30 protein-coding genes are annotated in these 23,996 nt (G+C 36.9%); 18 read left to right on the top strand and 12 right to left on the bottom strand.

What is annotated here, in order from left to right; genetic code table 11:
- Positions 1–10: 10 nt before the first annotated feature.
- The 5 genes from BUR19_RS06920 to BUR19_RS06905 all read right to left on the bottom strand — a co-directional run bounded on the left by BUR19_RS06920 (position 11) and on the right by BUR19_RS06905 (position 2,628).
- Positions 11–289, bottom strand: coding sequence for a hypothetical protein (locus BUR19_RS06920; protein WP_074234188.1), 279 nt, complete (start codon positions 287–289; stop codon positions 11–13).
- A 118-nt stretch (positions 290–407) separates the two neighbouring features.
- Positions 408–689, bottom strand: a complete 282-nt coding sequence (locus BUR19_RS06915) for a DUF6520 family protein (RefSeq protein WP_074234186.1) — start codon at positions 687–689, stop codon at positions 408–410.
- 76 nt (positions 690–765) lie between these two features.
- Complete coding sequence (locus BUR19_RS06910; protein WP_074234184.1) at positions 766–2,208, bottom strand: MauE/DoxX family redox-associated membrane protein; 1,443 nt, start codon at positions 2,206–2,208, stop codon at positions 766–768.
- Positions 2,209–2,227: 19 nt separating this feature from the next.
- Positions 2,228–2,395: a hypothetical protein gene (locus BUR19_RS18925; protein WP_175565876.1), complete on the bottom strand. Its 168-nt coding sequence runs from the start codon at positions 2,393–2,395 to the stop codon at positions 2,228–2,230.
- Positions 2,396–2,409: 14 nt separating this feature from the next.
- On the bottom strand, positions 2,410–2,628 hold the full coding sequence (locus tag BUR19_RS06905; RefSeq protein WP_074234182.1) for a hypothetical protein: 219 nt from the start codon (positions 2,626–2,628) through the stop codon (positions 2,410–2,412).
- Positions 2,629–2,907: 279 nt separating this feature from the next.
- Between BUR19_RS06905 and BUR19_RS06900 the strand changes: the two genes are divergently transcribed.
- Together BUR19_RS06900 and BUR19_RS06895 are read left to right on the top strand one after the other, a co-directional pair.
- The gene (locus tag BUR19_RS06900; protein WP_074234181.1) at positions 2,908–4,611 is read left to right on the top strand and encodes a helix-turn-helix domain-containing protein; all 1,704 of its coding nucleotides are present in this window, start codon (positions 2,908–2,910) and stop codon (positions 4,609–4,611) included.
- A gap of 46 nt (positions 4,612–4,657) precedes the next feature.
- Positions 4,658–5,500, top strand: coding sequence for an RteC domain-containing protein (locus tag BUR19_RS06895; protein WP_074234179.1), 843 nt, complete (start codon positions 4,658–4,660; stop codon positions 5,498–5,500).
- A 40-nt stretch (positions 5,501–5,540) separates the two neighbouring features.
- Here the strand turns inward: BUR19_RS06895 and mobC are convergent, their stop codons facing one another.
- The gene (mobC, locus tag BUR19_RS06890) at positions 5,541–7,544 is read right to left on the bottom strand and encodes a conjugal transfer protein MobC (RefSeq protein WP_074234177.1); all 2,004 of its coding nucleotides are present in this window, start codon (positions 7,542–7,544) and stop codon (positions 5,541–5,543) included.
- 140 nt (positions 7,545–7,684) lie between these two features.
- Here mobC and BUR19_RS06885 point away from each other — a divergent pair, with 140 nt between their 5' ends.
- A complete protein-coding gene (locus BUR19_RS06885) occupies positions 7,685–8,218 on the top strand; it encodes an AAA family ATPase (RefSeq protein WP_074234175.1) in 534 nt (177 codons plus the stop codon).
- Here BUR19_RS06885 and mobB read toward each other — a convergent pair whose 3' ends face one another.
- From mobB to BUR19_RS06870, 3 genes are all read right to left on the bottom strand, one after another.
- Positions 8,219–9,478 (bottom strand): conjugal transfer protein MobB, encoded by a 1,260-nt coding sequence (gene mobB, locus BUR19_RS06880; RefSeq protein ID WP_074234174.1) that lies wholly within the window; start codon positions 9,476–9,478, stop codon positions 8,219–8,221. It abuts the gene before it with no gap.
- A gap of 4 nt (positions 9,479–9,482) precedes the next feature.
- Entirely contained in the window at positions 9,483–9,917 is a 435-nt protein-coding gene (gene mobA, locus BUR19_RS06875; RefSeq protein WP_074235582.1) for a conjugal transfer protein MobA, read from the bottom strand.
- Between the two features lie 416 nt (positions 9,918–10,333).
- Positions 10,334–10,555, bottom strand: coding sequence for a hypothetical protein (locus tag BUR19_RS06870; RefSeq protein ID WP_074234171.1), 222 nt, complete (start codon positions 10,553–10,555; stop codon positions 10,334–10,336).
- A 40-nt stretch (positions 10,556–10,595) separates the two neighbouring features.
- On the opposite strand from BUR19_RS06870, the gene BUR19_RS06865 reads away from it, so the two are divergent.
- Genes BUR19_RS06865 through BUR19_RS06855 form a run of 3 tightly spaced genes read left to right on the top strand, consistent with a single transcriptional unit; the run spans position 10,596 to position 12,391 of the window.
- A complete protein-coding gene (locus tag BUR19_RS06865; RefSeq protein ID WP_074234169.1) occupies positions 10,596–11,363 on the top strand; it encodes a ParA family protein in 768 nt (255 codons plus the stop codon).
- Between the two features lie 3 nt (positions 11,364–11,366).
- Positions 11,367–11,762 carry a DUF3408 domain-containing protein gene (locus tag BUR19_RS06860; protein ID WP_074235581.1) on the top strand — a complete coding sequence of 132 codons (396 nt, stop codon included), beginning with the start codon at positions 11,367–11,369 and terminating at the stop codon, positions 11,760–11,762.
- An 11-nt stretch (positions 11,763–11,773) separates the two neighbouring features.
- Positions 11,774–12,391, top strand: coding sequence for a hypothetical protein (locus tag BUR19_RS06855; RefSeq protein WP_074234167.1), 618 nt, complete (start codon positions 11,774–11,776; stop codon positions 12,389–12,391).
- Between the two features lie 132 nt (positions 12,392–12,523).
- On the opposite strand, the gene BUR19_RS06850 is transcribed toward BUR19_RS06855, so the two are convergent.
- Complete coding sequence (locus BUR19_RS06850) at positions 12,524–12,934, bottom strand: hypothetical protein (protein ID WP_083600666.1); 411 nt, start codon at positions 12,932–12,934, stop codon at positions 12,524–12,526.
- A 212-nt stretch (positions 12,935–13,146) separates the two neighbouring features.
- On the opposite strand from BUR19_RS06850, the gene BUR19_RS06845 reads away from it, so the two are divergent.
- The 12 genes from BUR19_RS06845 (at position 13,147) to BUR19_RS06790 (ending at position 23,205) form a co-directional block, all read left to right on the top strand.
- Positions 13,147–13,425, top strand: coding sequence for a DUF4134 domain-containing protein (locus tag BUR19_RS06845; protein WP_379955520.1), 279 nt, complete (start codon positions 13,147–13,149; stop codon positions 13,423–13,425).
- Between the two features lie 10 nt (positions 13,426–13,435).
- Positions 13,436–13,768 carry a DUF4133 domain-containing protein gene (locus tag BUR19_RS06840; protein ID WP_074235578.1) on the top strand — a complete coding sequence of 111 codons (333 nt, stop codon included), beginning with the start codon at positions 13,436–13,438 and terminating at the stop codon, positions 13,766–13,768.
- A complete protein-coding gene (locus BUR19_RS06835) occupies positions 13,765–16,275 on the top strand; it encodes a TraG family conjugative transposon ATPase (protein ID WP_074234165.1) in 2,511 nt (836 codons plus the stop codon). Before BUR19_RS06840 ends, BUR19_RS06835 begins: the two co-directional genes overlap by 4 nt.
- 21 nt (positions 16,276–16,296) lie before the next feature.
- Complete coding sequence (locus BUR19_RS06830) at positions 16,297–16,929, top strand: DUF4141 domain-containing protein (protein ID WP_074234163.1); 633 nt, start codon at positions 16,297–16,299, stop codon at positions 16,927–16,929.
- Between the two features lies 1 nt (position 16,930).
- Positions 16,931–17,923 (top strand): conjugative transposon protein TraJ, encoded by a 993-nt coding sequence (gene traJ / locus BUR19_RS06825; protein WP_074234161.1) that lies wholly within the window; start codon positions 16,931–16,933, stop codon positions 17,921–17,923.
- A gap of 13 nt (positions 17,924–17,936) precedes the next feature.
- Positions 17,937–18,560 (top strand): conjugative transposon protein TraK, encoded by a 624-nt coding sequence (gene traK, locus BUR19_RS06820; protein ID WP_047439812.1) that lies wholly within the window; start codon positions 17,937–17,939, stop codon positions 18,558–18,560.
- A gap of 10 nt (positions 18,561–18,570) precedes the next feature.
- Positions 18,571–18,840 carry a hypothetical protein gene (locus BUR19_RS06815; protein ID WP_245799034.1) on the top strand — a complete coding sequence of 90 codons (270 nt, stop codon included), beginning with the start codon at positions 18,571–18,573 and terminating at the stop codon, positions 18,838–18,840.
- A 3-nt stretch (positions 18,841–18,843) separates the two neighbouring features.
- Complete coding sequence (gene traM / locus BUR19_RS06810; RefSeq protein ID WP_047439810.1) at positions 18,844–20,142, top strand: conjugative transposon protein TraM; 1,299 nt, start codon at positions 18,844–18,846, stop codon at positions 20,140–20,142.
- Between the two features lie 14 nt (positions 20,143–20,156).
- Positions 20,157–21,065, top strand: a complete 909-nt coding sequence (traN, locus tag BUR19_RS06805) for a conjugative transposon protein TraN (protein WP_074234159.1) — start codon at positions 20,157–20,159, stop codon at positions 21,063–21,065.
- A gap of 1 nt (position 21,066) precedes the next feature.
- Positions 21,067–21,627 (top strand): conjugal transfer protein TraO, encoded by a 561-nt coding sequence (locus BUR19_RS06800; RefSeq protein ID WP_074234157.1) that lies wholly within the window; start codon positions 21,067–21,069, stop codon positions 21,625–21,627.
- 10 nt (positions 21,628–21,637) lie between these two features.
- The gene (locus BUR19_RS06795; RefSeq protein ID WP_047439803.1) at positions 21,638–22,078 is read left to right on the top strand and encodes a TraQ conjugal transfer family protein; all 441 of its coding nucleotides are present in this window, start codon (positions 21,638–21,640) and stop codon (positions 22,076–22,078) included.
- Between the two features lie 137 nt (positions 22,079–22,215).
- Positions 22,216–23,205: a DNA adenine methylase gene (locus tag BUR19_RS06790; protein ID WP_074234155.1), complete on the top strand. Its 990-nt coding sequence runs from the start codon at positions 22,216–22,218 to the stop codon at positions 23,203–23,205.
- Positions 23,206–23,538: 333 nt separating this feature from the next.
- Here BUR19_RS06790 and BUR19_RS06785 read toward each other — a convergent pair whose 3' ends face one another.
- Both BUR19_RS06785 and BUR19_RS06780 read right to left on the bottom strand, forming a co-directional pair.
- Positions 23,539–23,766: a hypothetical protein gene (locus BUR19_RS06785; RefSeq protein ID WP_047439797.1), complete on the bottom strand. Its 228-nt coding sequence runs from the start codon at positions 23,764–23,766 to the stop codon at positions 23,539–23,541.
- Entirely contained in the window at positions 23,741–23,950 is a 210-nt protein-coding gene (locus tag BUR19_RS06780; protein ID WP_047439796.1) for a hypothetical protein, read from the bottom strand. The genes BUR19_RS06785 and BUR19_RS06780 overlap by 26 nt, the downstream gene beginning before the upstream one ends.
- Between the last annotated feature and the right edge of the window lie 46 nt (positions 23,951–23,996).

The raw sequence follows: 23,996 nt of genomic DNA, 5'->3' as shown, positions 1-23,996 counted from the left end.
AGGGAGTTTCTTAGTCTAGCCTATATAATTCAACATTAGCCGTCTCCGGATGATCAATTTCAGGTCCATCAGTCCCAAAAACCTGCTGTCCAGCTGGTAAACCATTAACAGTACAAATGGTCCCATCTGTTCCGCACATAACGCTTCGATCCCATTGATTGGTTGAGTGATTAAAAATATAGCCTTGTCTAATAGCTGCCTTCTCCATGTTACTTCTTTCAGTTTTTGTAAGGGCAACAGCTCCGATTCCTAATAAAATGGGGACTGTAGCTAATAAATAATTTTTCATTTTGTCAAATTTAATGTTGTATTATAATTAGTCAACAGATTTTATAAAAACTTTTTCTGCTGATAACAGTAATTTTTAACTCAAACCATTAAAATAAGCTCCCTTTCGGGAGCTATTTTTAGTTGATTTTGTATAATTCGACATTAGCCGTTTCCGGGTGATCAACGTCAGGCCCGGTCGTTCCAAATACCTGCTGTCCTGATGGCAGACCATTAACTGTGCAAATAGGATCAACCTCTTCTTTACACATGATGCTTCTATCCCACTGATTGGTTACATTGTTAAAAATATAGCCCTGTCTAACTGCTAAATGTTCTTTGCTACTTTTTTCTTTTTGAGTAGCGAATGCAGTTCCTGTTCCTATCAGAATTAGAACTGCGGGTAAAATGAAATTTTTCATTGTAATAAAATTTGATGTTATGCCTACTCTAAATCAACAGGTTTTCGGCATTCCCTGTTCTGTCGGCCAACAGATATTATTTAAATGTATATCTTGAAATTTTGTTACCAGACAGTACATAGAAATAATGTTTTGTGCATAATATCCCTCTGATTTTATCTTTATCATGATTCCTGATATAAAAGCTGTAGAGATATTGTTTCGTTTGATTATTATAGACATCAATGATAAAATTATTTCTGGATACTTTAAGGGATTCGTCTTTGCCCCTTATATTTGATACATTATAAAACTTATTATCATATAAAGTTTGCGCCCTGTTGATGACACTTGGAGATCGCAATAACTTTTGTTGTCCGTTTTTAAGTGTTTTGGTTTCAATTGCGATATGGGACAGGGAATCAATCGTTCTGTTTCTTTGAATATTATGGAAATTAAAATCCGCTGTTATCATCTCGTTGAGATAAAAATGAGTGTAAATAATTTTTTTGTTGTAATGGTCTATAGCCATATCGCCGTCTGTGTCAAAAACGCCGTCTGTCTTTTTCTGTAATACATCCGGAAAGATTTGATATTCCTTTTTTGCAGTATTTAAAATGCCTAGTTCACTTTCTTTTGTTTTAACAAGCATTGTTTTAAATACATATTTTTGTGGTTCAATCATATAGAACCGCGAAAAATAAAGTCGGTTAATACCTGTCTCGTAGGCCATTAAAGTTGGGAACTTCCCTTCAAAAATTACCGGCACCTTTCCATCAGATACGCTGAAATAAGGGTATAAGACATTAATTGTAACACTGACAAAATCATACTTATAGTTATCTAGTCTGATCGTGTCCAGTTTAATAGAATTGTAATCAGGTGTTATGGTTGAAAGAAGCAATGGTGTTTTGCGGTTTGCTAAAAATAGAGAATCACCATAACTACCTGCAAAATAATAGTTGTTCATAGGAAACTTCAATATTTGACATTCCACTTTTAATGGTTCAATTACATACCTTTTAAAAGACCCTCGGTGCTCATCAACATTTATATCAAATAACAGCACTACAGACAATAATGGCAGGATTGTAGACAATGCAAGCCGACTCATTAACTTTATCCTGTTTGTAAAGCCATTAAAGATAATTGCCACGATCAATAAGAGAACACAACATATATTAAACATTAGATGTTGATTCCAATCCATTTTCTCAAGTATACCTCCGCAGGAGCAGGGAATAGAATCACTGTAATTTAATATAAGATAGATGTACATCGTAAAAGCGGACATGATACCAAGAGCTGCATAAAGCCCTGTTATGCGAAATTTTCGGATGACTAAGAGATAGACAATTACCAGTTCAACACCAATAACGAGCAATGAAACGATGCCTGCATAGGCTCCAAGCATCGGTGACTGCGCTAACTGTACCTGGAAATTCTCAAAGTCCAACAGTTTACTCACACTCGCATAAATAAACAATAGGATGAAAAAATAGGAAACACCTTTGATAAAGATCGTCTTAAAAGATTTCATGGCTTTGTTTTTAATATGTTTAACAAACCTGGATCAGTCTCCATTTTATTTTCATTCCGCAGTAGTCAGGCATCGGTTCACCTTTACATAATGTTACAGTTGTTCTGAAATTCCCCATACTCTCCCAGATGCCGCTTTCCGGACATGGTAAGCCTGTGACAGCTGATATGGAGGTATGAGGAATCATAGTTCATGAATTGATTAATCTTTATGCGTGATCCTCCAGTTATCGCCATCTCTAACCGGCGGATCGGGATCTACAATCTCCTCAGATGATTTGGCAGAATCTTTTCTCATCACCTGATTTTTTTGGATATCATCTGACTCATTAAGATCCAAGATTTCTAGATCTCGGTTCGAACAGTTTTGTAAACTTATTGCAGCTATCGCTATACTAAAAATTGGGATAAACTTTTTCATTGTAATTGGTTTGATTTGGTTATCCCGACGTCGGATTGAATTAGAATTCTAAAGCCAAAGTTAGAAGGCTGCAATGCACAAAAAAACTGTCCTGTGGGGCTATTTTAGAATTGAGACGTCTCTATTTTAAAATTGTACCATCACGAAAAAGCCCTTAAAGGCTTAGTTATCGATGGTAACAACATTTTACTGTATCGAATGGTCTTCATTGGCTGCCAAAGGCATTATTTAAGATCAAAATGCGTATTTTTGAGATGGTGAGGTTCTAATAATCAGTATATGAAAAAGTTAAACTACTTCCTCGTCTTACTTTCTGCATTTTCACAGTTACTATCAGCACAGAAAAAAATAGAAAGTACTTTCAGGGAGATCAGAGGCCACTATGAAAAAATGACCATTGACGACATCAGTGCGATGCCTAATGTTAAGTTGTATATAGAAAAAGCCAAAGCCGAACATAATATTCCCAAATTGCTTCAGGGCTACAGAGACGGAAGACAGTTTGATCTGAAAAACAAAATAAAATATGCTGACAGTGCTCTAATGCTCAGCTTAAAACATGGAACAAAAGATGACATCAGCAAAGATTTTCTGAGCAAAGGAATCATCTACTATTTCTACCATAAAAAATATAAACAGGCCTTAAACCAGTATTTGAAAGCTTATGAGTACTCTAAAGGCTCGAAAGATGAATACCATAAGTATAAGGTTATTTATCATCTGGGAATTGTGAAAGAACATCTGGGTTATTATGATGAGGCGCTGGAGCATTTTGAGGACTGTGCTGCGTTTTACAGCTCTCAAGATTATCAAAAGCTTCACGAAAACCTCCAGTTTAACTACAAAAAAGCCTATTTCAATTCACTGCATCAATTGGCAGTGATCAACAGGTATTTAAAAAACTTCTCTAAAAGTGACAGTCTCAGTCTATTAGGATATCAACTAACAAAAAATAATCCTGATTTTATACTGGAAAACAGCTATTTTTTAAAATGTATTGGAATTTCTGAATTTCTAAAAAAAGACTACACCTCGGCAAAAGCTGACCTTGAGACCGCTTTACCAAACATTATCCAGAGAAATGATTTTGCATGGGCATCTGTTATTTATTATTACTTAGCAAAAATCGCAGAATTTGAAAATAATGAAAATAAAGCCATAGCTTATTACAGTGAAGTAGATTCTATTTTTCAAAGAGAGGACTTTATTCTCCCTGAGGTCTTTAAAAGCTATAACTACCTGATTGATTATTATCAAGGAAAGGATCTCAGTAAGGAGCTATATTACACCAAACAGCTCCTTAAAGCTGACAGTTTAATGACAAAAGATTATCCTTATCTGTCCGCAAAACTACATAAGGATTACGATCGTAAGTCCCTGATTGAGCAAAGGGACGATATAGAGAAGGCGAGTCTGCGAAAGATCAGAATAGCGCAGATATTAATACTTTCAGGAACGCTTGTCCTATCATTTTTCGTGATCCGGTATGTGAAAGACCGAAAAATAAAAAAGCAATACGATTGGCTTCAAAAAAGAATGGCAGAGGGTACTTATGAAAAAAGAGATATTGTTACAGAAGAACCAGAAGATTATTCAATCAGAAAAACTTTTCTGAGCCCGGAAGTGACTGTTGAAATAAAGGAAAAACTTGAAAAATTTGAACGGGAGTTGCAATTTACAAAGAAAGGCATCACTCAGAACAGTATAGCTGGTAAGCTCAATACCAATGCTCATTATTTGTCGGTGTACATCAATGAAAATAAAGGCATGAACTTTACAAAATATATTGCTCAACTCCGAATACAATACATTACCCATCTCCTGAATACCAACAATAAATATCTTCACTATACCGTAGAAGCTTTGTCTGAAGAGTGCGGAATAGCAGCACGTCAGAATTTTTCAAAACTGTTCTTCGAAATTAACGGTATACGACCTACGGATTATATTAAAAAGAGAAAACAGGAATTGGAAATCAGCTGAATAAGCGGTCACTAAACGTTTTTTTGTAAATTTCTAAAAAAAGGACATGGTAACAAAAACTATTTTTAGAAAAATTGCAAAGCTGCATGAAGAATTGGAGCTCAAAATCAATGAAGTTTATAATGAAGACGACATGCTCAAGGTTGCAGAAAGATCTTTACTGTTAATCGATGATTCTATCAGAAAATTAAAGTCTTTAGTCTCTGCTCATCCTTTTGAGAATAAAGGCGAAGAAATTCATTTCTTCAAAAAGCTGAAACCAAAATTCATTTCGAAGTTTATTTACTATTCAACAGTTTTAGATTTAGAATCCCACAAACCCAATGCCGGAAAGAATGCACTGAAGCAATACTATGAGACAGAACAGGAAAAGCTTAAGAATTTTTACACGGAACAATCTGACTTTTACAGTTATTACAGAAGGGAAGCCACGTACCTTGATCATAAAATATTTGTCCGGAATTCCTATGATCTTAAAATGAAACTCTCATTAGGCTTTTACAATTTCGACACAAGCTTCACTACCTCTCATGATCAGCTGATCTCAAAATTTTTGGCGAATGAAAGGATTGACCAATACTTAAAAAAACAAATTGATAGCTTATCAGAAAATAATGGAAATCAAAATTCATCCGGACTGGTCTGGTCCGCGTCGAAGGTTGGTCTTATCGAATTGGTATATGCCCTGTATCATATGCGCTGCTTCAACGGTGGTAATGTGGAACTCAGTGAAGTAATTCGATTTGTGGAAAAATCACTCGGCACAAACCTTGGAAATTTTCACAAGACCATCTTTGAAATCCGAAACCGAAAACAGGGACCGACCAAGTTTTTGAACATAGTCAGCGATAATCTTGCCCAGCATTTTCAACAAACAGAAGGGGAGTGAAACGCGTTGTATAAACCATAAACTCAATAACGTTTATGGTTTATACATCTTTATTGATGAGGTGTTGCAAATCGGGATCATTAGAAATTCTCTGTATTTCATCTGATATGAGTTTTAAAATATCAGTTTTAATACTTTTATAATTTTTTTCTATTTCATTCCGCATACAATCATTCCCCTCCTCATCCCCAAACGAACGAATTTTCGGTATCTTTTGGTAGTGCTTTTCCTCTGCTGCAAGTTTTGCAACATCAACGACAATCTCAGAATGAAAAATTTTCTGTTCTATTCTTTCATCAAAATTATCAGAAACAGCACCTACAAAAAATCCCTGTGTTAAAGTGGATATCTTGGAGGCAGGAATTAAACTGTCCAATTGTGTTGAAATAGATGTAGAAGTGTCATTCCTGTTGATCGATATACTCTGTCTTTTCTGTAACACTTTGCCAAACCTATCAGATAAAGCCTTCGCTGTTTCACCGATTACCTGTCCACTGAAAATATTTCCGACTGTATTTTGGATGACCTTACTTTCTTTATCACCATAATCCCTTGTAAGCTGAGAAAAATCCTGAAATCCTAAACAAACAGAAACCTTATTACTTCGTGCAGTTGCAATTAGATTATCAAGACCTCTAAAATAAATGGTTGGCAGCTCGTCAATAATGACTGAGCTTTTCAGCTGACCTTTCTTATTAATCAGTTTTACAATCCTCGAATTGTAAAGCCCCAGTGCCGCAGAATAAATATTCTGTCGGTCAGGATTATTTCCGACACATAAAATTTTTGGTTCTTTCGGATTGTTAATATCCAATGAAAAATCTTCTCCGGTCATTACCCAGTACAGTTGAGGTGAAATCATTCTTGATAAAGGTATCTTTGCTGATGCAATCTGTCCCTGCAACTGATCCTGCGCACCGCCCTGCCAGGCATCCATAAAAGGGGAGAGGTAGTTTTCCAATTCAGAATAGGAGGTAAGAATGGTAAATACATCTTCATATTTCTTATTCAGCAGTTCAATAGCGTGTGGAAAAGTACAATACTTGCCATTATCATAGATTTTCAAAAACCATATAATAGCCGCTAATAGAATGATTGGCGATTCCACAAAGAAGTCTCCTTGTTTCTGTATCCAGCTTCTATTCAAATTCAGCATAATGGTGTAGGCCGCTTCATAAGCATCCGAGATATCCGTCATAAAATCTGGATTTAAAGGATTACATCGGTGGCTTTTTCTTGGGTTGTCAAAATTGATGATATAGAACTTAGGCTTTATCTTATAAGCATCATAATGATTTAAAAGGTGATTATAAGCGATCGTTGAAAGGTCATCAAATTTAAAATCATAGATATACATGGAAAAGCCCTTTTCGATATGCTGCCTGATATAATTATTGACTACAGCATAAGATTTTCCGGAGCCTGGTGTTCCTAATACAATGGTCGCACGAAAAGGGTTAACGACGTTGATCCATCCGTGATGCCAGTTCCCTTGATAATAGAATTTTGTAGGAAGATTTATAGAATATTCATTATAGAGCAGTTTTGTCTCTTGCTGGAAGCTTTCATTTTCACTGTTGAAGACATCATCCATCAAATTGTTTTTCAATATGCGGCTCATCCAGACTCCGGCCTGCATTAACAAAATATACCCCAGTCCAGTCGAAAAAAAATACAGATGTACTGCAAGAAGAATATTAACTTTCAGCAACCAACCGTTAAGGAAAAACAGTAGAAACCCCGTTACAAGTGTAAGGTTGATTTTGTTCCAGGTAATGTTTTCATTTTTTATACCTTTCGTTCCAAGACAGCTCAGGCCTAATAGTAGGACTGCAAAGATTTTAGTATATAAAGGTTGAGAAAATAACCCTGCTGTACGGTTAAAATTATGCAGTATCTTTGTAGCGATGTCTATTGTCCATTGGCGCTCATCAAAAAATCCATAGCAGAACCAGTAAAGGTGCATTATCATAACCATAATGCTCACTGTCCTCATAAATGCCATAATTTTGGCTAATCCCCTCAAGTCGTCTTCTCCCTGCATTTTTCTTATAATAATAGGTTAGTGCTGGAATTTATATAGTCAATAGAGACGCAAACTGACTGGGCAACTTTTGTAGCTGTATGGCAGTATTAGGCAGTATGCCTGGCGCATGAATAAAATAATAATTAAATTACTGTAAAATGAAACTCCATGTAATCACCGGCGGTCCAGGTGCGGGCAAAACAACTTTAATCAATGCACTTCAGGAGAAAGGACTTAAAATCGTACCTGAAGATGCAAGGCGAATCATTAAGGAACAAATACTTCTTGATGGAAATGGATTACCTTGGAAGAACAAGGCACTCTATGCCCAGCTGATGGCCGAAGCTTCTCTACAAAGCTATTGGAACGTTATCAACGAGTCTTCAGAAAGCATTGTTTTTTTCGACAGAGCATTACCCGATACAATCTGCTATATGAAAATGGAAAAGCTGCCAATCCCTAAAGACCTTACACAGTTGACAGAAACCATTGTATATCACCGAAAAGTATTTATACTTCCGCCTTGGAAGGAAATCTATATAACCGATGCGGAACGCAAACAAAACTGGGAACAAGCCGTCGAAACCTATGAACAAATGAGACTGACTTATACTAAATTTGGGTATGAACTTGTTGTTGTTCCAAAAGATACTGTTGAAAAACGCTGTCAGTTCATATTAGACTTGATTTAGTTATCTCCTTTTTCTTATTTTTCTTTTCTTCATTCTGTTGGCAAATTCAATTTCTTCGTAATCATTTTCATCACTTAAAGTCGGAAGAATTCCCCTAAAGGATTCGAAAAAAGAATCCCCGCTATTTTCAATTGCATTGAAAAGATGATTGCTGTCTTGAGTAAGTTTCGGAGAAAAAGTCTGTTGATCTTTCATTTCCTCATTTGCTACCTTACTTGAATTATTCCATTTATCATTAAAAGCATTGGCTGAACATTCCTTTCCCAAACGAGATCCTTTCCAGACCGTTTTTGACTGATGATCAATAAAAGTCATTCCGTAAATTCTTCCTTGATCATTTTTACGGATTACTGTTTCAATGCCTTCTTTTTGTAATTTTTTAATAAATGATTTTTCATTGTTTGAAGATTGTAATATCAATACGATTTTTTCCTTCAGTTTTTCCCTCACGGGAAGACTTTTCATTTTTGCTCTGCACGATTCAAAGTACTTTTCCAAAGAATCAAAACCAGCCTTTTTCCCAAACAGCGATGCTTTAAAAGGATGGCCTGTCTTTTTACCCTTCCTGTCTGTCGGAAAGTATAGTAGACCTCTTTGCGAATGACCGTGCAGTTCTCCTTCCACTTTTTCAGCAGTAATATTGTAAAGAGAGAGTAGAGCATTGTACTCACCCAGGGACTGAAATTGATATTGAGAACTGATATGTCTTATCGCTGAGGCAATCTGACTTTTTATATCGCCTCTCTTGTAATCGACCGCTTTAAAAATCGGGCTGTTCACCTTATTTTCTTTTTCCAGTGCTGAAATCAATCCGAATTGCTTTTCCAGTTCCCGGCATATTTTCATCGAACGCACTTTTTCGAACTTGTCGGAAATCTTCTTACCTTCCTCATCGACGCACAAAGAGACAATATGAATGTGACTTCTGTCTATATCCGTATGTTTAAATACAACAAACGGCTGTTCACCATAGCCCATTTCCTGCATGTATTGCTGAGCCATTTGCCTGTATTTCTCATCAGAAACATTGTCTTTAGGATCTGGATTTAAAGAAATATGCAGGGTATGTTTTTCTGTATTTCGATTGGCAAACAGATAAGATTCAAAAGATTTTGACAGCTGACTTACCGTATACTGCCCATTGGGAGTTTCGATCATTTTGTTTGTCAACAGAATTTCTCCTTTCTCCTCTTCTACTTTCAGATTATTGTAGGACAATGTACCGAACAAATTACTGCTTCTTCCGATTTTAGCAATCATATGATCATTCGTTCTTAAGATGTTTTTGATTAAACTCTTCAGTTAATTGAACTACTTTTCTGAAGATTTCCACCATTTCTATAGTCTGCTTTTCCAATTTAAAAAGTAATGCTGCCGCTTTTTTCTCCGTAAAATGAGTGTAAAGTAGTTTTACAATCTGATTATAATTAACACCTACCGCACGAAACTGGCTGTGAAATGAGGTCAGTCTCATATAAAAATCAATGGTTCCTTTATCCAATTTGACAGTCTTTATTGTCTTTTCAAAGATGCAGGAAGTTATAAAATGAGCTTTGACGGTCATTCCTGACTGATCAAAAAGTTCAAGAAACCGGGAGTGTTCGACCTCATTAAAAGAAATCGTATATCTAATTTTAGCAGGATCAGCCTTTGGACGACGACCTGTTTTTTGCTGCTTCTTATTATTCTGATCATTCATAATCCATCCGTTTAATTTGCATAAAACATCGACTTCGGAGATTGTTTTCCCAGCCCCCTGCAAGGGCAAGTTGTTTTCAGCATCCGAAAACGTTTCGAGATGCTCAAAACACAACTTGCCCCTTTCGGGTGAAAGGAAATTACCTTTCAGTACGACTAATGTTGTTCATAAAAACTCTTTAGCAAAGTAAGTTACAGATCATTCAAAAGTCTCCATCGTCAACTATGCCAAAAAGAGACGTATGAAGTCAAATCCAACCGCTAATCATCAGAAACAAGAAACAAGATCTTCATTTGTAACGGAAGGTCAGCAGGAAAGTAATAAAGCTAGATCTTTATAAATCTTGAAGGCTTGAAGTCTTGCTTTCCAGAATGCCGGAAAGCTGGGATTCTGGAAAGACATCTATCACGAATCTATTAAATACTGAGTCTCAGCAGTCGCTCAGAATTGATTGATTGATTGATTGATTGATTGATTGATTGATTGATTGATTGATTGATTGATTGATTGATTGATTGATTGATTGATTGATTGTTGGACTTAAGGTTGGAAGGCCATCCAGATAGCTTGAATTCAGGTAGGCTCGCCATAATTAATCCTTTCAATGCAGGATGAAGTACGGCAGTACTGCTGGCCATATATAAATCATCAAAAAAGTTTAACAATAAAATCAAAACAATGGAAATAGTAAAAAAACCAACAATTATTGCTTTTTCAACTCAAAAGGGCGGAGTAGGTAAAAGCACTTTCACATCACTTGCTGCAAGTATCTTACATTACCGTTTAGGATATCAGGTTGCAGTCTTTGACTGCGATTTTCCGCAGTACAGTTTGATACAGATGAGGGAAAGGGATTTAAAAACAGTGATGCAGAACCCGGTTTTAAAAAAGATGGCGCATCAACAATTTACCACCATCGGGAAAAAAGCGTATCCAATTTTCCAAAGCAGGGCTGACACTGTATTGGAAGAAATAGAAAAGTTTATAGACGGCTCTGGAACTATACCCGATATTATTTTTTTAGACCTTCCGGGTACCGTCAACACAGCAGGCATTTTAAAAACCCTTGCCCATGTTCATTATATTTTTTCACCCATCACAGCCGACCGGCTTATCTTGGAAAGCACTTTAAGTTTCACGGATGTTCTGACCAATATCCTGATGAAAGAAAAGCAGACTGCAATTAAATCGATTCATCTTCTTTGGAATCAGGTCGATGGCAGGGAAAAAACCTATCTCTATAAAAACTACAGTAATGCTATCAGAGAGTTAGGACTGCATTTGATGGAAGCATCTATCGCAGACAGTAAAAGATTCAGGAAAGAAGGAGAGACCGTTGCAAAAACGGTTTTCCGCTCAACCTTGTTGCCGGCAGATCTTAAGTTGATGACTCAGTGCAGGCTGGATCAGTTTATGGAAGAATTTATAAGAATTATCAAGATATAAATGATGGAAAATGATAAAAAGAACGGAGAAGAAAACAGCATTGATGAAGACTACCTGATGTCCATTATGGCTGGTTCTACCAAGAAAGAATTAGCAAATACAAAACCCATAATATCAGACGAAAAGCAGTTGTCTAAACCGAAAATCAAAGCGAAAAAAACTAATGATCTTAAATATGTGGAGCAGTTTCTGACTCATCATACGATGAATAAACGTGGCGATAAAAGTATATACATCCGTCACGAATACCACGAGCGACTGTCCCGGATTATTCAGATTGTAGCGGATGATCAGATTCCTCTATATGCTTATCTGGATAATATCCTTGCTCATCATTTTGAAATGTTTGAGCAGGAAATCACTGAAGATTTTAACAATAAATACCGTCCCATCTTTTAAAATGCCCACTTATGGAATTAATTATAACAGTTCTTTTAATCATTATAATCCTGCTGTTATTGGATAAAAAATCTTTGAAAAGACTTACACCTGAAACAAAAAATGAAACAAAATCAAATCCACCAACAATTATTGGAAAAATAAAGCAAGAAGAAAGGCAATCGTTGCCATCATCTACTATTCAACGCCAATTTGTAACTGCAGAAGTAAGAACAGAAAATTTTGATTCAGAAACCAAAGAGCAGGAGATTGACCAGCGTACTGAAAAAAAATCATTAGGAGATATCCTGGTCAAAAATGATAATTTGGAAGAAGAGGAAGACTGGCAATATGGAGATTCTTCTGAGATTGAAAGCGGTTTTGCCACAGGGGTTACCTTTCAGGAGTTGAGTACTGCGGGGCAGCTGTTACAGGAAGAATTCCTGGAGCCTGCCTTAGAGCAACAAGCAGTTGATATTATTCAAAAAATTCAGGGAACAGAGCTTTTCAGTCTATTAGAAAATTCGTTGGAGAGTGCGACTCAGCGCATTGCCCATTTATTAAGCCAGAGCACTTCGAATGTAAATGTTAATAGATTTTCCAGTCGTAACGATGAAGTCGAAGGTTTCGACATTGAGGAGTTCATTTAATGAACTTACTGTTTTACTCAAAAAAATCCCCTTACTTATCAAAGTAGGGGGATTTAATTTTCATATAATATAAAGTGTGATTGGTAACATTCGTTATTCAAATGATGTGCCTTTAAGGCTTAACATTTGAATTTATTTTATCCGGTCATAAATCAGCTTGGTTACCAGCGCTCCGAATATATAGTAACCGATGGTCATCATTTTCTTTTGGTTATTTTCTGCAACAGGAGTATCATCCAATCCTATCTTTCCTGGCAATAGGACTGTTCCGACTCCCATTGCCAATCCTGATAATAAACCGGCTTTATTTGTCGCGGCTCCAGCATAATAAATTCCGTTTCCAATAACATCACCAACTAATGTGGCGGCGTAAAGCTTATCCGGACTATCGACGCTTGCATCAAATTGGTTTAAGGATTTCTCCAATGCTTCTTCTCCCACCTTATTGATTTCAGGTGCATTTTTACAATTTTTTCTAACGGTCTCGTGTAATATAGTTAAGGCAATTGCGCCGCCTAAACCTGCAATGAATCTTTTGTACATAACAATATTTTTTGGTGAGTCATATCCTGTACAGAAATTAAGCCAATTAAAAACTACTGATTTAAAGCAACTGATAGCCAATGAATTCTTAGAAATGCCAATCTCCAAATCTAGGTCTTAGTGCCCGATAGATTTGTTCATCATCCTGCAAAGCGCAGGAGATCAGAACAAATTAAATAATGATTATGAAAAGAAAAACATTTCAAATTTGGATGTCAGCAGTCGCTTTTATGTTGGCAGTTAATCTTTCAGCTCAGGGTAATGGCACTGCCGGCATCAATGAGGCAACCCAGATGGTCACCTCTTATTTTGAACCTGCGACACAACTCATCTATGCAATCGGTGCTGTGGTCGGGTTAATAGGTGGGGTAAAGGTTTACAACAAATTCAGCAGCGGCGATCCTGATACCAGTAAGACTGCTGCCAGCTGGTTTGGTGCCTGTATCTTCCTGATTGTTGCAGCGACAATCCTTCGTTCATTCTTCCTTTAAAATGATAATTATGAATACCTATCATATCAATAAAGGAATAGGAAGGACGGTAGAGTTCAAGGGACTTAAAGCACAATACCTATTCATATTCGCAGGTGGGTTATTAGGATTACTCATTTGTGTGATGATTATGTATATGGCAGGAGTCAATACATACTTCTGTCTTATCCTTGGAGGAGCCAGCAGTGGACTTCTAATCTGGCAGACTTTCTCACTGAATGGAAAATACGGGGAACATGGCTTGATGAAAATGGGCGCTTGTAAGAAGCATCCTAAGTACATCATCAGCCGTAAGAGCATTTATCGATACTTGAAAACAAACCGTATAAAAGCAAAAGGATGAGAAATTCTTCCAAAGCAGCCACCTTGGAAAGCAAATTTCCATTGCTGGCTATTGAAAATGACTGTATCATTTCAAAAGATGCAGATGTAACGGTTTGCTTTAAAGTGAGGCTCCCTGAACTATTTACCGTTGCTTCTGCTGAGTATGAAGCGATGCATTCCGCCTGGTTCAAGGCCATCAAAACACTTCCTGATTATACAATGGTTCATAAGCAGGACTGGTTTATCAAAGAGAATTACAACCCAGATTTGTCAAGAGAAGACCAAAGTTTTTTGTCCAAATCATTTGAAAGACATTTCAATGAGCGACCATTTCTAAATCACTATTGCTATCTGTTTATTACCAAAACAAGTAAAGAGAGAATGCGGATGCAGAGTAACTTTTCATCTCTATGTAAAGGTAAACTGATTCCAAAAGAGATTAAGGACAAAGAAATCATCGGTCGTTTTCTTGAAGCGGTCGATCAATTCGAAAGGATTATGAATGACAGTGGCTACATAGATTTGGAAAGGATGACTGAAGATGAAATATCAGGAACTTCTGAAAGGTCAGGATTACTGGAACAATATCTTACTTTATCCCGTGAACCTCATCCATCATTACAGGATATTAAGTTAGGTTCTGAGGAAATGAGAATCGGCAACAACCGAATCAGTATGCATACGTTGTCGGATACTGAAGATTTGCCAGGTACTGTTTCATCGCACAGCCGTTATGAAAAGCTAAGTACTGACCGAAGTGACTGTCTTCTGTCATTTGCTTCTCCGGTAGGGCTTCTGCTAAGCTGTAATCATATTTACAATCAGTATCTGTTTATTGACAACAGTGATGAGAACCTTCGCCAGTTTGAAAAATCCGCAAGGAATATGCATTCACTGGCGAGATACAGCAGAGCCAATCAGATCAATAAAGAATGGATTGAGAAATATCTGAATGAAGCCCATTCTTATGGTCTGCAATCGATTCGTGCTCATTTCAATGTGATGTCCTGGTCTGATAATCCTGCTGAGCTCAAGCAGCTGAAAAATGATACAGGCAGTGCTTTAGCCTTAATGGAATGTAAACCCCGCCATAATACCACGGATACAGCCACTCTATATTGGGCAGGAATCCCAGGCAATGCAGGAGATTTTCCAAGCGAAGAAAGTTTTTACACATTCATCGAACCTGCTTTATGTTTTTTCACCGAAGAAACCAACTATCAGGATTCACCATCACCATTTGGGATTAAGATGGCAGACCGTCTCACGGGAAAACCGATTCATCTTGATATTTCAGACCTGCCGATGAAACAGGGAATTATTACGAACAGAAATAAATTTATTCTCGGACCTTCAGGAAGCGGAAAATCTTTTTTCACGAACCATATGGTACGACAGTATTATGAACAGGGCGCTCACGTACTATTAGTCGATACCGGAAATTCCTATCAGGGATTGTGTGAACTGATTAAGGGAAAAACGAAAGGTGAGGATGGGGTTTATTTTACCTATACCGAAGACAATCCCATTGCCTTCAATCCATTCTATACCGATGACGGCGTCTTTGACATTGAAAAAAGGGAGAGTATCAAAACCTTAATTCTGACACTTTGGAAAAGAGATGACGAACCACCAACCCGTTCCGAGGAAGTAGCATTGTCCAATGCCGTCAGCGGATACATTGAGAAGATTAAATCCAATGAAGAGCATCCTTCTTTTAATGGCTTTTATGATTATGTGAAAGATGATTATCAGAAAGTATTGGAGCAGAAGAAAGTCAGGGAAAAAGACTTTGATATTGCCAACTTCCTTAATGTGCTGGAACCTTACTACAGAGGAGGTGAATATGACTATCTGCTCAATTCAGAAAAGCAGCTGGACTTGTTATCCAAACGTTTCATCGTTTTTGAAATCGATGCGATTAAAGATCATAAGATTCTGTTTCCCATTGTGACCATTATCATTATGGAAGTCTTCATCAATAAAATGCGAAGACTCAAAGGAATCAGAAAGCTGATCCTCATCGAAGAAGCGTGGAAAGCGATCGCTAAGGAGGGTATGGCAGAATACATCAAATATCTTTTCAAGACAGTAAGAAAATTCTTTGGGGAAGCCATTGTGGTGACTCAGGAAGTCGATGATATCATACAGTCACCGATTGTAAAGGAAAGTATCATCAACAATTCAGACTGTAAGATTCTTCTTGATCAGCGTAAGTATATGAACAAGTTCGACGACATTCAGGCAATGCTGGGATTGACTGACAAGGAAAAATCTCAGGTGTTGTCGATTAATATGAACAACGATCCGAGAAGACTGTACAAAGAAGTATGGATTGGGCTGGGCGGAACGCACTCTGCAGTCTATGCAACCGAAGTTTCTACCGAAGAATATCTGGCTTATACCACTGAAGAAACAGAAAAGATGGAAGTGATGAATCTTGCATCAGAACTTGATGGCAATGTTGAACATGCCATCAAGCGGATTTCTCTCAAGAGAATCAAATCGAATACAAAAGACCATTAAATCATTTAAAATTTTACAACAATGAAACAATTAATCATCAAAACAATGATGGTAGCATTCTTCGCTACCGTAACATTTACTAAAGCGCAATTTGTAGTGACTGATCCTGCCAACCTGGCATCAGGAATACTGAACTCTGCCAATGAAATTGTGCAGACCTCATCGACCGTATCTAATGTGATAAAGAACTTCAATGAAGTTAAGAAAGTGTATGAACAGGGAAAGGAATATTACGATAAGCTCAAAGCGGTCAATAACCTAGTCAAAGACGCCAGAAAAGTACAGCAGACAGTGCTTTTGGTGGGCGATGTTTCTGAAATGTATGTGAACAATTTCGGAAAGATGCTGAATGACCCCAACTTCAATGCTCAGGAATTAGCTTCTATTGCCAATGGTTATTCTGCACTTCTTACCGAGAGTACAGAGCTCTTGAAAGAACTGAAAGAGATCATCACATCTAACGGTCTTTCTCTGAATGATAAAGAAAGGATGGATGTTGTTGACCGGGTGTATAAGGAGGTTAAAGCTTATCATAATTTGGTAAGATACTACACCAATAAAAATATTTCGGTCAGTTATCTGAGAGCTAAAAAGCAGAACAACACCCAAAGAGTGCTGAATCTTTACGGAACTTCTAATCAAAAATACTGGTAAGATGGAACCGAACAACTTACACGAAGTGCTGCGTTCCGTTTACGAAGAAATGATGCCGATGTGTGCAGATATGGCGGCTGTAGCCAAAGGTGTTGCCGGTTTGGGAGCACTGTTCTATGTGGCTTTAAAAGTCTGGCAGTCGCTGAGTCGCGCGGAACCGATTGATTTGTTTCCTATGCTCAGACCTTTTGCTATCGGCATCTGCATTGTGTTCTTTACCACATTGGTCTTAGGAAGCTTGAATGGAGTGATGAGTCCCATTGTTCAGGGCAGTCACTCGATGCTCGAAAATCAGGTTTTGGATATGAACGAGCTGCAGCAGAAAAAGGATCTTTTAGAACGGGAAGCCATGCTCAGAAATCCGGAGATGGCGTATTTGATTTCAAACGAAGAATTTGACAAAAAGCTGGAAGAGCTGGGTTGGTCACCAACGGATCTGGTTACGATGTCAGGAATGTACATCGAGAGAGAGATGTTCGCCATTAAGAAAGATATCAGAGATGGTTTTCGTGAATTTCTTGAAATCCTCTTTCAGTCCGCAGCTTTAGTCATTGATACTATCAGAACCTTCTTTCTGATTGTACTTTCAATATTAGGACCGATTGCTTTTGCCATTTCAGTATGGGACGGATTTCAGACCACTTTGAGCCAATGGCTGACAAGATACATCAGTGTTTATCTATGGCTGCCGGTTGCAGATATATTCAGCGCCATTCTTGCCAAGATACAGACTCTGATTTTAGAACGGGATATTGAAATGCTCGCTGATCCGACTTTTATTCCTGACACTTCCAATACGGTTTACATCATCTATATGGTGATTGGCATCATCGGCTATTTTACGGTACCAACCGTGACAGGGTGGATCATTCAGGCAGGTGGTGCGGGGAATTTTATGCGCAATGTGAACCAGACTGCTACTAAGTCGGGCAATGTCGCAGGAGCGGTAGTAGGTTCAGCAACAGGAAATATTTCGGGAAGATTATTAAAATAAAAAATACAGTTCTATGGAATTTAAAACTTTAAGAAATATTGAAAGCAGCTTCAGGCAGATCCGACTGTTTACGTTTGTTTTTGCGGTGTTGTGTTTTGGAGTCGTAGGGATCGTGGTATTTAAATCATACCAATTTGCTGAAGAACAGCGCCAGAAAATATATGTGCTGGATAATGGTAAATCTTTAATGGTCGCGCTATCGCAGGATATGTCAATTAACAGACCTGTTGAAGCAAGAGAGCATGTGAGACGATTTCACGAACTGTTTTTCACGATAGCCCCTGATAAGAATGCGATTGAAAGCAATGTAAAAAGAGCCTTTAATATGGCAGACCAATCAGCATTCAATTACTACAAAGACCTTCAGGAGAAAGGGTATTACAACAGAATCATCTCCGGTAATATTCAGCAGAGGATTGAGGTCGATAGTGTTGTGGCTAATTTTAACAGCTATCCCTATGACGTAAAGACTTATGCCAGGCAATTTATTATCCGGTCCAGTAATTTGACCATCAGGAATTTAGTGACAGACTGCTCCTTGGTTAATTCAGTAAGGTCTGACAGTAATCCGCAGGGATTTACGATTGAAAAATTCAATGTTATTGAAAATAGAGATATCGAAACTGTTGAACGCTAAAATGATCACAATGAAAAAGCTAAGAGATAAAATCGAAAATTTTGTTTTGAAGACAGAAGACCGTTGGAAAATTCTTCCGATAGATAGGCAGCGATTGTTGACCAAGGTTTTCTTTGGGGGATATTGTTTGCTGACTGTCATCGTCCTGATTCATATTATTGTTTCAACGGGGCAAAAAAGCAACACCATATCTATCGATCACATTGACGGCATTACTAAGAAACCGGTAGAAAAAGATGCAGGACAGATTGATACAAAAGAAATACCCATTAAAGAATAGAATATGAATGATTCAGAGAAAATTAAAATTATAGAAAATGATCTCCCTCAAAATTCTAAAGATGTGAATGATAATTCTAAGGTTCAATGGGAGAAACTGAAAAAACCGATTATATACTTCTTGATGACAGCAGTTTGTATAGGTTGCTTTTATCTGATCTTTAAACCAAAATCCGATAATAAAATTGTTGAAGAAGCGGGATTTAATGCTGCTATTCCACAGGCAAAGGACGGTCAGCTGCAATCAGATAAACAAAAGGCTTATGAGCAGCAGCTGTTGGAGCAAAAGAACGAAGAGAAAAGGAATGCAATGACCACTTTGTCCGACTATTGGAATGACCAAAACGGATTAAATAATGAAAATAGTCAATCACTTTCTACCCATAGTAAAAATGCTCTTCAACAATCAGATCAGAATGCTGTCAACAGTTATCGTAATGCACAGCAGACCTTGAGTTCATTTTATAGTCGGGATGATCAGGAAGTCAATAATCTTAGGAAAGAAATTTCAAGATTAAAGAATGAAGCGATGCAGAATAATGCTGCTCCGGCAGGTCTTGGAATGAACGACCAGTTAGAGCTGATGGAAAAATCATATCAGATGGCAGCCAAGTACCTTCCAAAGAATGCAAAGCAGGAAGAACCACTAAGAAAAGAAGAATCAGAAAAACCTACCGAAAAGAAAGTGAAGCTGACACCCGCAAAACCAGCATTTAACAGAATTGTTACGACATTATACAGAGAGTCCTCTGACATTGCTTTTATTGCAGGTTTGAATCAGAACAGATTTTATGAGACACAAAATGATTCAAATCATTCAATTCAAGATAAAAATGCAATAAAGGGTGTGGTTTATGAGACCAAAACCGTAATTAATGAAAGCACATTATCTATAAGACTTTCTGAAGGTATGCAGTTGGGACGTACAGAAATTCCTGCAGGAAGTTTACTAATTGCCGGCTGTAAATTTCAAGGTGGAAGGCTTCAGTTAAAGATTTCTTCCATTCAATACCAAGGGAATGTATATCCTGTAGAAATCAATGTTCACGACAATGACGGACAGCCAGGTTTATATTTTCCCTATTCACCAGAACAAACTGCCGTAAGTGATATCGTTGCTAATATGAGTCAGACTTCGGGAACCAATATTATGATGACCCAATCAGCCGGACAACAGGTTGCTGCTGATTTAAGCCGAGGGGTAGTGCAGGGATTATCAGGTTATTTTCAAAAGAGGATAAGACAATTAAAAGTCACAGTAAAGGCGGGGCAGCAGGTCTTACTGGTCCCTAAAAATAATTAACTAAAATTAAAAAAATGAATGTATATAAGATTTACAGCAATATAATAATCCTATTCCTGCTATTTGCAGGACGGGTTTTTGCTCAGGATTATGATTCCATTAAAACCTATGTTTCCTTGGAAGAAGCTAAGCTGAATCCTTTTAGGATGCAGGTTACTTACAGCAAAACCAGCCATTTGATATTTCCTTCACCAATACGTTATGTCGATCTGGGAAGTGAATTTTTGGTCGCAAACAAAGCAGAGCCGATCGGAAATGTTCTGAGGATAAAATCTGCAGTCAGAGATTTCGAGGAAGAAACCAATTTTTCGGTGATTACGGAAGATGGTAAGTTTTACAGTTTTGATGTTTTTTACAGCTCTTATCCTGAAGTTCTCAACTATGACCTGTTAAAGATGCAGAGAAGCCATGAACGGCAATACTCAACCGATGTTCTTTTTGAAGATCTAAAAGGAAGTTCTTCATCTCTGACAGAGCTGATTATGGAAAATCTATACAGAAAAAGTCGCAAAACCGTAAAGCATGTAGCCTCGAAAAGCTTTGGTATTCAGTTTTCAGTTAGAGCATTACACGTCAATGACAGTAAATTCTATTTTACCATCGAAGTTGATAACAGCAGCAATGTAGCTTATGACATTGAACTGATCAGCTTTAAAATTGTAGATAAGAAGAACTTAAAAAGAACAGTGGTTCAGGATAAGCTGTTAGAGCCGATTAGAGTTTATTTTCCGGTGATGACCGCAATGCATCATTCTCATATAAAGGGTATTTACTTATTGGAGCAATTTACCTTGTTAAAAGATCAGGTTTTAGAAATCGAGATTTTGGAAAGAAATGGTGGACGACATCAGAAAGTTGAGCTTGAAAATTCCGAGCTGATTAATGCGAAGCTGATTAATAGTTTAAATTTCAAAACCAACTAAGATGAGCAGATTATTAATAACAATGCTTTTCATTGTAACAATGAATGTACAATCATTTGCACAGCAGATGATTCCAAAGCAAAAGGGATTTGAAATATCCTATTCAGTATATCCCAATTCTCCTGACAAGCAGAATTATGTTTTGGCAGTCGGTATGATTTCTTACAGCAAAAATGGTAAATATGTGTTTGGGAGGGCAGAGTACAGCAGTAAATATTATGAGTATAGAAATTATAACATTCCGATTGATACCTATCTATTGAATGCTGGTTACAGTTTCTACGTTATAGGTGATTCAATGCGAAATGTGAATTTGAATTTCGGAGTAGGGGCTCTTGGCGGCTATGAGCTGGTTAACAGAAATAAGCCAATACTTTACGACGGATCATTACTGGATAGTACAGAAAGCTTTATATACGGAGCTTCCGGTAAGTTTTCTTTAGAAAGTTATCTGACTGAACACATTGCCTTTATTGTAGATGGTCAGCTGCGGTTTTTGCAGAACAGCCAGCTTGGAACTCTACACTCATTGTTTGGATTAGGGCTACGGTATAATTTTTAAAATATCTAATATGAAAAATGCACCTAATTATAACTTACTAAATCTTGTAAAGTTTTCATTTATTCTGGTTGTAGTCAGTATATTTTTTAATTCCTGTCAGGATAATGATTTGGAGATAAAGCAAAACTTTCCGTTCGAGGTCAAGGTGATGCCGGTTCCAAGCAAGATAAAAGAAAATGAGACTGTAGAAATAAGAATGTCTTTGGAAACAGCTTCTAACTTTAGCGAGACAAAATACACTATCCGATATTTTCAATACGAAGGAACCGGCAAACTTCAACATTACAGTGATGCCCCGTATCTTCCAAATGATGAATATACATTGCCCCAGAAACAGTTCAGGCTGTACTACACCTCTGAATCACAAGATTCTCATGTATTTAGTATTTGGATTACGGATAGCTTTGATAATGAAAAGAAGGTAGATTTTGAGTTTGATAATGCTTCATAATAAAAATTGATGTGATGTTGACGGCTTGGTTTAAAACCAAGCCGCTTTTGTTTTGGACGCCATTACCAGCAAAAAACCGACAGCCAATACTCTATTATAGTTCTCAGACTTTATTTAAAAGAGATTGCAAATAAAAAATGAATTATTTGGGATCTAAAGTAAGATTATCAGGCTTTATTTATCAGGAAATAAAAAAATCAGTCAAGGAGCAACTTACAAATTTGAGCTTTTGCGATTTGTTTTCGGGAACTGGCACTGTTGGGAATTTATTCCATACAAAAGTAAAAAGTGTTTTATACAATGACAGGGAATATTACAGTTATATAATTAATAAGGCATTTCACAGTAGCATCAGCGAACACGCCTATATCTCTATGTTGCACAATCTCAATGAACTGGAGGAAGTTGAAGGTTTTATCTTCGAAGAATATTCACAATCGGGATCATCTGGTAGATTATATTTCAATGCGGTAAACGGAAAGAAAATTGATGCAATCAGAATTTATATCGAGCAATTATTTTTAAGTTCTAAGATTGATAAGGAATTCTACTTTTTGCTTTTAGCGACATTATTGGTTGCTGCAGATAAAGTCGCCAATACGGCATCGGTGTATTGTGCTTATTTAAAGAAGTTGAAGAAAACAGCTTTGAATGACCTTAAAATGTTACCTATACTAAGAGCAATAGAGCCTTTCAATCACAAAGTTTACAAAGCGGAAAGTAATGATTTAATAAAGAGAATAGATGGAGATATTCTGTATTTAGATCCTCCTTACATTGGCAGAGAATATAGTTCATATTATCATTTATTAAATACGATTGCTATTTACGACACAGAATTAAAGCCGCAGGGAAAAACAGGATTAAGACCATATAATACATCTAGTTTCTGCCTAAAACGAAGTGCTGAAGACAGCCTGTTTGAACTCCTTAGAAATGCACAATTTAAATATATATTTCTAAGCTACAACAATGAAGGCTTTATTAAGCCTTCAAGGATTGCAGAGATGATGTCAAGTTTAGGGGAACATGCCTGTTCGTCTGTAAAATATCCTAAGTTCAAAAGTTGCAAAACGAATTCAAAGCAATACACAGAAGAGTATTTACATTGTTTAATTAAAGACTAAAACCTATTAGACCGCAACTTTTTCGAAATGAATAGATCGTGCGATGGAACTCGAAAGTGTTGCTCCAAAAAAATAAAAAAAGATATTTTCAACCATAGAGCGAAATGATCTTTTTTTCGTCATTTTTAAAATGACATATCAACTTCTCCACAACTTTTTTGAAATCGTCGCTGAAGTGATGGCAATTCAAATAGGTTGTGACATTATATTATGCAAAAAGACTTTTCCGACTTAAGTCGGAATTGTCTTTTTGCCAAATTTTTTCAGTCAACTTTTAGCGAGTACATTTTCAAATTGCTTTTAAGCACTATTTGATTTATAAGGCTTAGAAAATTAATGTTTATTGTAATTGTTTTTTAAGATTGATTTTTTAGAATTACCGTTATAATTAACCTTGTAGCCATTGGATTGAATAATGGTCTCAAGTAAATTTCTTGCTTTCGTTAAATCTTCATCATCTATTTTTGTCATATTTAAAAGATGAAGATTTTCGAATTCTTTGATAATACGACCGATGATAGCTAATGCTTTGTATTCAGTCTTTTGAGATAGAATGCTCATTTTGTTTCTTTTTTAAGATGAATAATTTTTCATAGATGTCAGCCCAGTAAGCTTTCTGTCTTTTATCAAATTCTGCAAAGCTTTTATCTTGATGAGAGTAGCCTTTGAAAGTTTCCGCTTGTTTAATCGCTTTTTCTAAATAGGTTATTTCAAGACCTTTTCCGTGTAAATCCTTAATTTTCATGATAGTGATTTTAAGAAGCAACCGCCACACAGGCGGTTACCTCTGA

The sequence above is a fragment of the Epilithonimonas zeae genome (genome assembly GCF_900141765.1).
Classification (GTDB): Bacteria; Bacteroidota; Bacteroidia; order Flavobacteriales; family Weeksellaceae; genus Epilithonimonas; species Epilithonimonas zeae.
This window is presented reverse-complemented; position numbering and strand designations above follow the sequence as displayed.